The 12752-nt window shown below is 74.5% G+C and carries 9 protein-coding genes; 5 read left to right on the forward strand and 4 right to left on the reverse strand.

Annotated elements, in window-relative coordinates:
- The first annotated feature begins 27 nt into the window (after positions 1-27).
- Together HD593_RS32065 and HD593_RS32070 are read left to right on the forward strand one after the other, a co-directional pair.
- Positions 28-1974, forward strand: coding sequence for a phosphopantetheine-binding protein (locus HD593_RS32065; protein ID WP_246546818.1), 1947 nt, complete (start codon positions 28-30; stop codon positions 1972-1974).
- Entirely contained in the window at positions 1971-3080 is a 1110-nt protein-coding gene (locus HD593_RS32070) for a saccharopine dehydrogenase NADP-binding domain-containing protein (RefSeq protein WP_185105700.1), read from the forward strand. The genes HD593_RS32065 and HD593_RS32070 overlap by 4 nt, the downstream gene beginning before the upstream one ends.
- 67 nt (positions 3081-3147) lie before the next feature.
- On the opposite strand, the gene HD593_RS32075 is transcribed toward HD593_RS32070, so the two are convergent.
- Together HD593_RS32075 and HD593_RS64585 are read right to left on the reverse strand one after the other, a co-directional pair.
- Positions 3148-3552 (reverse strand): DUF4189 domain-containing protein, encoded by a 405-nt coding sequence (locus HD593_RS32075; protein WP_185105701.1) that lies wholly within the window; start codon positions 3550-3552, stop codon positions 3148-3150.
- Between the two features lie 214 nt (positions 3553-3766).
- Positions 3767-6544, reverse strand: a complete 2778-nt coding sequence (locus HD593_RS64585) for a helix-turn-helix transcriptional regulator (RefSeq protein ID WP_185105702.1) — start codon at positions 6542-6544, stop codon at positions 3767-3769.
- A gap of 206 nt (positions 6545-6750) precedes the next feature.
- Between HD593_RS64585 and HD593_RS32085 the strand changes: the two genes are divergently transcribed.
- Positions 6751-7662: an MBL fold metallo-hydrolase gene (locus HD593_RS32085; protein ID WP_185112260.1), complete on the forward strand. Its 912-nt coding sequence runs from the start codon at positions 6751-6753 to the stop codon at positions 7660-7662.
- Entirely contained in the window at positions 7659-9152 is a 1494-nt protein-coding gene (locus HD593_RS32090) for a carboxylesterase/lipase family protein (protein ID WP_185105703.1), read from the forward strand. Before HD593_RS32085 ends, HD593_RS32090 begins: the two co-directional genes overlap by 4 nt.
- Positions 9153-9238: 86 nt before the next feature.
- Here HD593_RS32090 and HD593_RS32095 read toward each other — a convergent pair whose 3' ends face one another.
- Together HD593_RS32095 and HD593_RS32100 are read right to left on the reverse strand one after the other, a co-directional pair.
- Positions 9239-9877 (reverse strand): SDR family oxidoreductase, encoded by a 639-nt coding sequence (locus tag HD593_RS32095; RefSeq protein WP_185105704.1) that lies wholly within the window; start codon positions 9875-9877, stop codon positions 9239-9241.
- Between the two features lie 11 nt (positions 9878-9888).
- Complete coding sequence (locus HD593_RS32100) at positions 9889-11592, reverse strand: IlvD/Edd family dehydratase (protein ID WP_221525100.1); 1704 nt, start codon at positions 11590-11592, stop codon at positions 9889-9891.
- Between the two features lie 115 nt (positions 11593-11707).
- Between HD593_RS32100 and HD593_RS32105 the strand changes: the two genes are divergently transcribed.
- Positions 11708-12721 (forward strand): zinc-dependent alcohol dehydrogenase, encoded by a 1014-nt coding sequence (locus HD593_RS32105; RefSeq protein WP_185105706.1) that lies wholly within the window; start codon positions 11708-11710, stop codon positions 12719-12721.
- The last annotated feature ends 31 nt before the right edge of the window (positions 12722-12752 follow it).

Here is a 12752-nt window from a genome sequence, read left to right on the forward strand (position 1 = left end):
TCCACCCCGACGATGGGAGTACACGATATGAAGGAGCTGGCCGAGATCTGGTCGGAGCTGCTCGGCCTGCCGCCCGGCGAGATCCCGCACGATGTCGGGTTCCTGCGGCTGGGCGGGGACTCGGTGCTGGCGGTCCGCATGGCGGCGCTGGTCCGCAAGCGGCTCGGCGTCGCTCTCGCCCTGTCCGACGTGCGGGTCGAGACCACGCTGGGCGACCTGACCGAGCTCGTGCGGCGGCACGCCTCCGGCGACGGACCCGCGTCGCGGACGCTGCCGCTCACCGTCACGCCCCGCCCCGACCCGCACGCCGAGTTCCCCCTGCTCCCCCTCCAGCAGGGCTACTTCGTCGGCCAGCAGGACGGCTGGGAGCTGTCGTACGACTCGGCCCACTACTACCTCGACTACGCCCTGACCGGCGTGGACGGCGACGAGGCCGCCGACGCGCTGGCGGACGCGCTCGAACGGCTCGCCGCGCACCAGCCCACGCTGCGGGCCCGGGTCACCTCCGACGGCCGCCAGCACGTCCTGCACGCCGGCGCGCCCGGCGCGGTCCCCCAGGTCCGCGTGTACGACCTGCGCGAGGCGTCCCCGGACGAGATCGCCGCCGCGCTGCGCGACGTACGGCAGGAGATGAGCACCAGCGGCCCGGATCCCACCGGCGGCCCCGGCCTCGACGTCCGGCTCACGCTGCTGCCCGGGGACGAGGGGCGGCTGCACCTCGGCCTGAGCCTGCTGATCTTCGACGGCTGGTCGTCCAGCGTGCTCAGCCGCGACCTGCTCACGTTCGCCGCCGACTGGAACGCCGCCCTGCCGCCCCTGGACATCCACTTCGGCGACTACGTCACCTCGCTCGCCGGCCTGCCCGCCACCGAGGCCTGGCAGGCCGACCGGGACTGGTGGTGGTCCAGGCTCGACACGCTGCCGGGGCCGCCGGCGCTGCCCCTGGCCGCCGACCCGCAGCAGGTGCGGCCGGTCACCATGGGCAACCGCGAGCACCGCTGGAGCGCCGGGCACTGGGCCGCGCTGCGCGGGCAGTGCACCGAGCGGGGCGTGACGCCGTCCACCGCCATGCTGACGGCGTTCGGCGTGGTGCTGGCGCGCTGGGCCGGGCACCGCCGGATGTTGCTGAACTCGCTCCAGCTCAACCGACTGCCGATCCATCCCGAGGTGCAGCGCGTGGTGGGCGCCTTCGCCGCGACCATGCTGCTCCCCCTCGACCTGGATCCCGGGGCCACGTTCGCCGGGCTCGCCGCCACCGTGCAGGCGACGTCCGGCGAGCACGCCGCGCACAACCTGATCACCGGTGTGGAGGTCGGGCGCGAGGTGGCCCGCCGCCGCGGGAGCTGGCGGCCGGTCGGGCCGGTCGTGTTCCAGAGCGTGCTCGGGGTGGACGCGGCCATGGGCGGCGGGCCACCGGAGGACGCGGGGCCGCTGGGCCGGGTGGTGGCCGCCGACTACTTCCACCAGCTGCGCACGCCGCAGGTCGCGATCGAGGTCCGCTGCTTCGAGCTGGGCCCGGAGATGGTGGCGGTCTTCTCGCTGGTCGAGGAGCTGTTCGAAACCGATCAGGTGACGGCGGCGTTCGCCGAGTTCGTGGCGCTGGTCGACGCGCTCGCCGACGGGAGCGGCTGGGACCGGGTGCCCGGGTTGCCGGAGGACGCTGAGCCCGGCCCTGCGTCCGCTCTGCGGCTCGGCCTGCTGCCCGAGGCGGCCGTCGGCCACCGCGACGGGCCGCCCGCCGACGAGCTGGAGCAGGCCGTCGCCGACGTGTTCGAGGAGCTCCTGGAGGTGCCGGTGCTCGACCGGTCCGCCGGCTTCTTCGGGCTCGGCGGGGACTCGCTGCTCGCGGTGCGGGCGGTCGTGCGGCTCGCCAAGGAGGCCGGCGTGTCCGTGCCGGTGCGCGAGTTCCTGGCCGACTCCACGGTGGCAGGGGTGGCCGCTGCCGTCCGCTCCCGCCTCGGTGAGCAGCGGTGATCGGGATCCTGGGCGCCACCGGCGCCGTCGGCCGCACGGCCGCGCAGCGCATCGCCGCCTACGGCCTCGGCCCGCTCCGCATCGGCGGCAGGAACCTGACGGCGGCCGCGGACCTCGCGGCGTCACTCGCCACCCCCACGCACGCGGACCTCGCGGCCACATCGGCCGGTTCCGCGCACGCGGTCCGGGTCGATCTGAACGATCCCGCCGAGCTGGCCGCCTTCTGCGACGGCTGCCGGATCGTGGTCAGCTGCGCGGGGCCGACGTACCAGGTGCTGGACACGGTGGCCCGCGCCGCCTTCGCCGCCGGCGCCGACTACGTCGACATCGGCGGCGAGCTGGCCGCCAAGGACGCGCTCGCCGGGGACGTCGCCGCCGGCGAGCGCGTCGCGGTGTTCTCCGCCGGGGTCATGCCCGGCCTGTCCGGCCTGCTGCCCCGGCTGCTGGCCAGGGGCCGCCCGTTGCGCCGCCTCGACGTGTACGTGGGCGGCGCCGCCGTCTTCACCCCGCTGTCCGCGGTGGACGCGCTGCTGACCAGGGGGCCGAGGTTCGGCGAGCCCATGGCGGCCTGGCGGGACGGCCGGGTGGCCCCCAACACGCTGGCCCCGCTGCACCAGGTACGGCTACCGGGCTTCCCGGTGCCGGTGCACGCCTGGCCGTACCTCACCACCGAGGCCCAGACCCTGGGCGCCGCCACCGGGGCCGGCGAAGTACGCTCCTACAACGTCTTCGTCTCCAACCGCCTGCCCGAAGCCCTCGCCGCGACCTGGGCGGAGGTGCCGGACGCCCGCCCCGAGGCACTGGCACCACACGCGGAGACGGTGGTGCGCGCGTCGCTGCGGGACAACGCCGACTTCGGCGCCTTCTACGTCATGCTCTTCACCGCGCGCCCCCGGCCGGGCACCCCGCCGGGACCCACGAGAGTGCTGCTCACGGCCGTGGACTCGTACGCGCTGAGCGGGGTGGTGATGGCGCTGGCCACCCGCGCGGTGTCGACCGGCTCCGTGCCGGCCGGCGTCCACCTGGCGGCCGAGGTGCTGGACCCCGACGCCATCACCGCCGCACTGCAGAAGGACGCGCTGGTGGGGGGTCTCACCGTCGAATAGGACTCTCGCGAGACCCGGCCCCTTCCTGCGCGCGGTCCGGCTCAACCGGGCAATGGCGGCTGCCGTGTCAGCGGTAGCGCCTGGTGCACTGGTAGGCGATCCAGCGGCCGCCGCCCGCGTTGGCCACGGCGTTCCTCTTCGCCTTGGCGGGGGTGCTGCCCCGGCCGCCCCAGTAGACGTTCCGCCTGGCGTTGTAGGCCACGGCGCCACACCCGTTGACGAAGGTGACAAGGACCTTGCAGCCGCGGCCGCATTCCTTCAACGCCCGCCGCTTGGCGGCGGAGACCGTCCCGTAGTCCCAGGACCGGCCGACCCGGCCGGTCGACGAGACTGCGATGGCGCCGTAGTAGTAACGCGCCTGGCTTACCTCCGTGGTGGCCGCGGAAGCCGCCGCGGGAAACGCCGTAGCCAGCCCTCCGCTTGCCATGAGGACGCAAGCGGCCACGGCGGTGAGTTTCTTGCCTAGCTGCATGATGTCTCCTTCGTACCGTCCGAGCGGACGGTCACGTAGTTGGTAAAGAAAGTCTCTTGTGTGACGCTTGCAAACTACTGAAACTCCTGGATACTCGGGAAAACGGGGTGGCAGTTGGTGATCGGCCCGCCGTGGCGCTCTGCCCTTCCGGTACGCGCGGAGGGTGGCGCCGGCCGCCGGCGGCAGCTCGGTGCGGGACCTTGGGCGGGAACGCCTAGCCGTCGGCGGCCGCCGCCTCCACCACGTCGCGTAGCTGGGAGCGGGCGGTGACGCCCAGCTTGGGGAAGGTGCGGTAGAGGTGGGAGCCGACGGTGCGCGGCGACAGGAAGAGCCGCTCGCCGATCTCGCGGTTGGTCAGCCCGCGGGCGGCCAGGCGGACGATCTGCTGCTGTTGCGGCGAGAGGCCGGACAAGGCTCCGGGGGTGGCCGCGTCGACGTCCAGTCCGGCCGCCCGCAGCTCCGCCTGTGCGCGCTCGCTCCACGGCCGCGCGCCCAGCCGGCGGAAGGTGTCGTACGCCGCGGTGAGGAACGGCCGCGCCTCGGCGATCCGGCGACGGCGGCGCAGCCATTCCGCGTACTCCAGCTGCGCCTGCGCGCGTTCGAACGGCCAGCGTTCCAGCGCGGGAGCGGCCAGGCCGGCCAGGAATCCGGGCTCAGCATGCTCGGGTTCGGCGAGCAACGCGCGGCTGCGGTGCACCAGGCCGCACAGGCGGGGCGAGCCGCCTCGGGCGAGAACCTGGGCCGCGCGCTCGACGATCCCGATCGCCTCGGCGTGATGGCCGGTGCGCGCGGCGGACTCGGCCAGGTCCGGCAGGGCCGGGTAGGAGGCGTGGTAGTGGACGGGGTCGCCGCCGGCGCCGAAGATCATGCGCAGGTGCTGGTAGGCGGCCTCGTAGTCGCCTTCGGCCAGGGCGGCGGCGGTCAGGGCGCGGTGCGCGTACACGGCGACCGATCGGCTCTCCAGCGGGTCCACGAGGCGTAGCGCGCCGTCCGCGAGGGTGCGGGCGGCCGCCGTGTCGCCCTGGGAGGCCACGATCAGGGCCTCGATGGCGTGCGCGCACGCGACGGCGTGGTGGAGCCGGGACGCGGCCGGCAGCGCGCCGAGTTCGGCGCAGACCTCACGGGCCCGGTCCCAGCGGCCGTACTCGAAGCAGGCCAGCGCGACCACGCCGCCGAGCCCGTCGGGCAGCGGTCCCGCGCTGCGCCACGACTGGACGGCCTCGTCGAACGTCCGGACAGCCAGCGGGGTCTCGTCCAGCACCCAGGCGGCGATGGCCAGCGCGGTCAGCCGTTCGGGACGGCCGCCCGCACCGGCGCGTGCGATCTCGGCGATCAGGCCGGGCAGCCGGGGCGCGAGCTCGCGTCCGCCGCCGAACGGGTCCGACACGATCCGCGCCCACTCCCGCAGCGGCCCGGCGGGCAGGCGTGGCAGCAGCCGGTCGATCTCCTGCCGCTGGGACTCCTCGCCCGAGTAGAAGCGCAGCACCGCGGCGGCGGCGAGCGCGTCGAGGGCGATGGCCGGGTGGGTGGCCGCCAGGTCGCCGGCGATCGCGGCCAGCTCGCCGAAGCCGGCGGTGTGCTGCCCGGTCAGCGCGGCCAGCCGCCCGACGTGCAGGGAGGCGGTGGCGAGCACGGCGGGATCGTCGGTACGGGCGCGGGCCCGGCCGGCCAGCTCCTCCACCCAGGACAGGTCCCCTGTGTAGACGGCCAGGCCCGCCGCGTCGGCCAGCAGCCTGGCGCCGTCGTCGCGCCCGGGACGCAGCTCCGCCGCGCGGGCCAGCGCCTTGGCCGCCGCCGCGTAGCCGCCTCGCCTGCGTGCCCTGCCGGCCGTCCGCTCCAGGGCGGCCGACACCTCCGCGTCGGGGTGGAGGGCGGTGGCGGCGAGATGCCAGGCACGGCGGTCGGGCTCGTCGCGCAGGGCGCCGGCCAGCGCGCGGTGGGCGTTCATGCGGGCGTCGAACGGCGCGGCGTGGTAGATCGCGGAGCGGACCAGCGGGTGGCGGAACCGGACGTGACGGCCTGCCCGGCGGATCAGCCCGGACTCCTCGACGGCGGCCCAGGCCTTGTCGCCGGCGTCGGGCAGCAGTGCCAGCACGGCGTCAGGGGGATCCTCCGCGTCCGCGGCGGCCAGGAGCACCAGGGCCTGCCGGCCGGCTTCCGGCAGCTCCGCGAGCCGGGCGGCGTAGGCGGCCGCCAGCCGCTCGCCGACCGGCAGGGGGCCGTGGTCGTCGGGATCGGGCGGTGCGTGCCGGGCCAGTTCGAGCAGGGCCAGGGGGTTCCCGGCGGCCTGGCCGAGCACGCGGTCCCTGATCCTGCCCGTCAGGCCGGGCCAGCGCAGGCCGAGCAGCCGCCGGGCCGCCGCGTCGTCGAGCGGGCCCAGGACGAGCGTCGGAAATCCCCGGTCGAAGCCAGGCCCGCCGTCGCGTCCGGCAGCCGGCACCGTGACGGGATCGCCGTCGCGTACGGCGGCCAGCACCGTGATGGGGTCGTCGTCCAGCCGGCGCGCGGCGAAGGCGAGGACGTCGGCGGAGGCGGCGTCGAGCCACTGCGCGTCGTCGAGCACGACCAGGAGCGGCGCCCGTTCGGCCACCTGGGACAGCAGGGTCAGGACGGCGACCCCCGTCAGCAGGGGATCCGGGGAATCGGACACGAACCCGAAGGCGCCGAGCAGCGCCCGGTGCTGCCGGTCAGGCAGGCGGGCCGCCTCGTCCAGCACCGGCCGGAGGAGCTGGTGCAGGCCCGCGAAGGCCAGGTCCCGCTCCGACTCGCGGCCGCTCGCCCGCAGCACCCGGCGGCCCGCCTCCTCGGCGCGGCCGGCCGCGTACTCCAGCAGCGTGCTCTTGCCCATCCCCGCGGCTCCGGACAGGAGCAGGACCCGGCCGCCACCGGACGCGCCCGCCGCCAGCGCGGAGAGCCGATCGGCTTCGGCGTCCCGCCCGACGATCGGGTCACCTTCGGCGGTGGCGCGGGAGCCCGGCACCCGCTCGTCCACAGGACCTCCAGCAGTCTCTCTTGATCAGGACCGCAGCATCGTCGCAGGTCCTCGCGCCCTTCCGCCACGCTAGCAAGCGCCCGGCCCCGCGGCGGACTGCAGTCACCTGACGCATACCGCCGGCCCGGGGCCGCGGCGCACGATGGACGGGCGGCGGATCCGACCGCACTCCTCCGATCAAGGACTACTCATTGACCGCCAACCACATCACTCTCGGTGACGTGACGATCACCCGGGTCCGGGAATACTACGGGCCGGTCGAGATGACGCCGGAGACGTTCTTCCCGGAGAGCTCGCCGCGCACGTGGGAGGAGCACTCCTCCTGGCTGGAGCCGCACTTCGTGGACCCGGGAACGCGGATCGTCAACTCCGCGATCCAGACCTGGCTGCTCCGCAGCGAGGGCAGGAACATCCTCGTCGACACCGGCGTCGGCAACCACAAGGAGCGCCCCTACTCGCCGGTCTGGAGCCGGCTCGACACCGGGTTCCTGGCCAACCTGGCCGAGGCCGGCGTGCGGCCCGAGGACGTGGACCTCGTGGTGAACACCCACCTCCACGTGGACCACGTCGGCTGGAACACCTACCTGGACGGCCGCACCTGGGTGCCGACCTTCCCCAACGCCACCTACCTCATCTCCAGGGCCGACTTCGACTTCTGGAACCCGGCGAACGAGCACAGGCCGCTGCTCGGGCGGGGCAACCAGAACGTGTTCGAGGACAGCGTGGCTCCCGTCCACGAGGCGGGGCTGACGAGGCTGTGGGAGGGCTCGTACACGATCGACTCCAACCTGCGCCTGGACCTCGCGCCGGGGCACACGCCCGGCTCGTCGGTGGTCACGCTCGCGTCGGGCACGGACCGCGCGGTGTTCGTCGGCGATCTGCTGCACAGCCCGGTGCAGTTCGTGGAGCCGGACGCCAACAGTTGCTTCTGCGAGGACCCCGCCGGGGCGCGCGCCACCCGCCGCAAGGTGCTCGGCTGGGCCGCCGACCACCGCGCCCTGGTCATCCCCGCGCACCTGGGCGGCCAGGGAGCCGCCGAGGTGGCCCGCGAGGGGAGCGGGTTCGCCATCAAGGGCTGGGCGCCGTTCGCCCCCTACGCCGGGGAGGACGCCCGATGAGCCACCATTCGGCGGACATCGTTCGCACCGCTCAGGGCGCCGTGCGCGGCGTGCGGCGCGACGGGACGACCGTGTTCCTGAACATTCCGTACGCCGCCGCGCCGACGGGCGCCGCCCGGTTCGCCGCCCCGAGGCCGCACGCCCCCTGGGTCGGCGTGCGGGACGCCACCGCGCCGGGGCCGACCGCGCCGCAGGCCGAACGCAGGCTGGGCAGCGTGGACATGACCCCGTACTTCGGGCCGGGCTGGATCCCCGGCGAGGACTTCCTGACCGTCAACGTGTGGACGCCCGGCACGTCCGGGGAGCGCCTGCCCGTGATGGTGTTCGTGCACGGCGGCGGGTTCGTCGCGGGCTCCACCAGGTCGGAGCTCTACGACGGCGCCGCCTTCGCCCGCGACGGCGTCGTCCTCGTGACGCTCAACTACCGGCTGGGCGTCGCGGGCTTCCTCGACCTGCCCGGGGCGCCCGCCAACCGCGGCCTGCTCGACGTGATCGCCGCCCTGCGCTGGGTACGCGAGAACATCGCCGCGTTCGGCGGCGACCCCGGCCGCGTCACCCTGTCCGGCCAGTCCGCGGGCGCCACGATCGTGGGCGGCGTGCTGGCCGCGCCCGAGGCCGAGGGCCTGTTCCGGCGGGCGATCGTGCAGAGCGGCAGCGGCCTGGGCGCGTTCACCCCTGAGCAGGCCGCCCGGGTGACCCGCGCCGCGGCCCGCGCGCTCGGGGCCGAGCCGCACGCCGACGCCTTCGCCGCCATCCCCGACCTGCGCCTCGTCGAGGTCATGTCCGAACTGTCGGGCATCGACCTGCGGACCGAGGCCCACAGCGACCCGCTCATCGGGCTGAGCCCGTTCAGCCTCGTGCTCGACCGGCAGCCGGCCGAGGCCGTGGCCGCAGGCAGTGGCGCGAACGTGGATCTGCTGCTCGGCACCAACACGGAGGAGGGCAACCTCTACCTGGCGCCGTTCGGGAACCTGTCCACCTCGACGGCGGCGGACGTGGACGCCGCCGCGGCCCGCTCGCACCCGCGGCCCGCCCGCCTGGTCGAGGCCTACCGCAAGGCCAGGCCGCAGGCGTCCGAGGGGGAGCTGCGTGCGGCCATCATGGGCGACGCCCTGTTCGGCGTGGGCAGCCGGCGCCTGGCCGACGCCCACGCCACCGCCCGCGGCGACGGGGCCACCTACCGCTACTCCTTCGCGTGGCGCTCGACCGCGCTCGACGGCGAGCTGGGCGCCACCCACGCCGTGGAGCTGCCGTTCGTCTTCGACGTCACCGATCTGCCCCGGCTGCGCGGCCCCCAGGCCATGCTCGGGCCGGACGAGCCGCCGCCGGGCCTGGCCGCCCGCACGCACGCGGCCTGGGTGGCCTTCGCCACGACCGGCGACCCCGGCTGGGACCAATACGACACCAGCCGCCGGGCCACCATGCGCATCGGCGACGAGTGGGACGTGGTGGACGACCCGCACGGCGACGAGCTCCAGGCCTGGGCCTGACCGCCCGTCCCCTCCCCTACCGGAGGTCTCCGTCATGAGCAGCACGCGCACGCGTGGAGCCTCATGGTTGCTTCGAGAACCCGCCGTCAGTAGGTGGCGCGGCCGCCGCTGATGTCGTAGACGGCGCCGGTGGAGAAGCTGACCTTGTCGGAGGCCAGCCAGGCGATCAGCTCGGCGACCTCCTCGGGCCGGCCGAGGCGCTTCATCGGGATCAGGCCGGTGAGGCGGGCCAGGGCTTCGGGCGCGGTGGCGGCGTTCATCGGGGTCTCGATCACGGCGGGGGCGATGGCGTTGACCAGCACGCCGGTGGTGGCCAGCTCCTTGCCGAGGGACTTGGTGAGCGCGATGACGGCGGCCTTGGAGGCGGAGTAGGGGGCCATGTTCGGGTTGCCGTCCTTGCCGGCCATGCTGGCGAGGTTGACGATGCGGCCCCTGCCGCGCTCGACCATGCCCGGGACGAAGGCGCGGCAGGTGTGGAAGATGCCGTTCACGTTGACGTCGAAGGTGCGCCGCCAGCCGTCGAGCGGGAGCTCCCACAGGGGCGCGTTCGGGCCGACCTCGTCGGCGGCGGCCTGGACGGCGGCCGGGTCGGTGACGTCCACGACCAGGTCGGCGCCGCCGGCCACGTCCAGGGTGATCACCTTGACGCCGTCGGCCTTGAGACGGATGGCGGCGGCCTTGCCCAGGCCGCTGACGCCGCCGGTGATGAGGGCGGTGCGGGACATGCGGGGTCCTCTCAGTGGGATTCGCGGGCCACGTCGTCGCCGCTGGAGCCGACGAGGAAGTCCAGGTCGGCGCCGGTGTCGGCCTGCTGGACGGTCTCGACGTAGAGGCGCTCCCAGCCGCGTGACGGGCGGGCGAACGCGGCGGTCATCTCCGGGGACGGCTCGCGCGCGGCCAGTTCCTCGGCGGGGACGTCGAGCTCCAGCCGCCTGGCCGGGACGTCCAGGATGATCATGTCGCCGGTGCGGACCAGGCCGAGCGGCCCGCCGGCGGCGGCCTCCGGCGCCACGTGCAACACGACGGTGCCGTACGCGGTGCCGCTCATCCGGCCGTCGCAGATGCGGACCATGTCGCGTACGCCCTGGGCGAGCAGCTTGGGCGGCAGCGGCATGTTGGACACCTCGGGCATGCCGGGGTAGCCCTTCGGCCCGCAGCCGCGCAGGACCAGCACCGAGTCGGGGGTGACGTCCAGGTCGTCGAGGCGGGCGTGCAGGTCCTCGATGGAGTCGAACACGACGGCGGGGCCGCGGTGCTGGAGGAGGTGGGGTGAGGCGGCGGCGGGCTTGATCACGGCGCCGTCGGGCGCGAGGTTGCCGTACAGGACGGCGATGCCGGCGTCCTCCTGGAGCGGCCGCTCGCGAGCCCGGATGACCTCCTGGTCGTAGACCTTCGCCTCGCCGAGGTGCTCGACGAGCGGGCGGCCGGTGACGGTGATCGCGTGCGGGTCGAGCAGGTCGCGTACCTCGTTCAGGACGGCGTGCAGGCCGCCGGCCCGGTACAGGTCCTCCATCAGGTGGCGGCCGGCGGGCTGCAGGTCTGCCAGGAGGGGGACGCCGGAGCCGGTGCGGTCGAAGTCGTCCTGGGTCAGCTCGACGCCGAGGCGTCCGGCGATGGCGAGCAGGTGCACGACGGCGTTGGTGGAGCCGCCGAGCGCGGCCAGCGCGACGATGGCGTTGAGGAACGAGCCGCGCGTCATCACGTCGGCGGGGCGGCGCCCGGCGGCGATCATCTCGACGATCAGGCAGCCGGTCTCGTGCGCGCCCTCCAGCAGGCGGCTGTCGGCGGCGGGGGTGCCGGCCAGGCCGGGCAGCGTCATGCCGAGCACCTCGGCGAGCAGGCCCATGGTGGAGGCGGTGCCCATCGTGTTGCAGTGGCCCTTGCTGCGGATCATGGACGACTCCGAGCGCAGGAAGTCCGCCTGGGACAGCGTCCCGGCGCGTACCTCCTCGCTGAGCTTCCACACGTCGGTGCCGCAGCCCAGCGGCGCGCCGCGGAAGGTGCCGGTGAGCATCGGCCCGCCGGGGACGACCACCGCGGGCAGGCCGACCGAGGAGGCGGCCATGAGCAGCGCGGGAATGGTCTTGTCGCAGCCGCCGAGCAGCACCACGCCGTCGATCGGGTTGGCGCGCAGCATCTCCTCGATGGCCATCGCCGCCATGTTGCGCCACAACATCGCGGTGGGCCGCACGTTCGTCTCCCCCAGGGAGACCACCGGCAGGTTCAGCGGCACGCCGCCCGACTCCCACACGCCGCGCTTGACGTGCTCGGCCACCTCGTCCAGATGCATGTTGCAGGGAGTGAGGTCGGAGGCGGTGTTGGCGATCGCGATGTGCGGCCGGCCGTCGAACGCGCCGGACGGCAGCCCGCGGCGCATCCACGCCCGATGGATGTAGGCGTTGCGGTCGGTACCGGCATACCACTGGCTACTACGGTTCATCACATTCCAACAGTTGGAACGAATACTAATAAAGTGGAACATTTGGGAGAGTAGTGCATCTCTCCCCTGATGCGAAGACTTCCATTTTGTGGAACGGTGATCTAACCTCCGGAACATGCGTGCTCTGGTCCTGACCGGCCCCGGGAAGGCCGAGGTACAGGAGGTCGAACCGCCTGTCGCCGGGCCGGGCGAGGTGGTGGTGGACCTCGAACGGGTCGGCGTGTGCGGCACGGACGTCGAGCTGTTCACCGGCGGGATGAGCTACCTGCACACCGGCCGTTCCTGGTACCCGCTGCGTCCAGGACACGAGTGGTGCGGGCGGGTCAGCGCGGTGGGCGAGGGCGTGAGCCCTTCCTGGGCCGGGCGGCGGGTCACCGGCGACACCATGCTGGGCTGCGGTCACTGCGACCGCTGCCGGGCCGGCCGCCACCACGTGTGCGCCGAACTGGCCGAGATCGGCATCAGCCGTGGCCGCCCGGGCGCGCTGGCCGAGCGACTCGCGGTGCCCGCGACGGCCCTGCACCACCTGCCGGACGTCGTGGATCCCACGCTCGGCGCGCTCGTCGAGCCCGGAGGCAACGCGCTGCGGGCCGTCCGCGCGGCGGGGCTGGAGGCGGGCGAGCGGGTGCTGGTCCTGGGTACGGGCACGATCGGCCTGCTCACGGCGCTGTTCGCGCGGGCGGGCGGAGCCGAGGTGCACCTGATGGGCCGCGACGAGCACGGCCTCCACCTGGCCCGGAGCCTCGGCTTCACCGACGCCTGGACCCGAGGGTCGCTGCCGTCGCTCGCCTGGGACGCCGTCATCGACGCCACCAACGCGCCCGGGTTGCCCGCGCTCGCTCTCGACCTCGTCGAACCCGGCCGGCGTGCCGTCTACATCGGCCTGGCCGGCACCCCGTCCACGATCGACACCCGCGACCTGGTGCTCAAGGACGTCACCGCGGTCGGCATCCTCGGCGGCTCGGCCGGCCTGGCCGGAGCCATCGCCGCCTACGCCGACGGCTCGGTCGACGCCCGCCCCCTCGTGGCCGCCACGGTCGGCCTCGCGGACACCGCCGGCGTCCTGGCGGGACGCCGGCCGACCGGCGCGGGGCCCGGCCCGAAGATCCACATCGATCCGCGCCGGTGAGAGCGTGATCAACCGGGAACTGCCCCTACGG

This window comes from Nonomuraea rubra (genome assembly GCF_014207985.1).
Taxonomy (GTDB): domain Bacteria; phylum Actinomycetota; class Actinomycetes; order Streptosporangiales; family Streptosporangiaceae; genus Nonomuraea; species Nonomuraea rubra.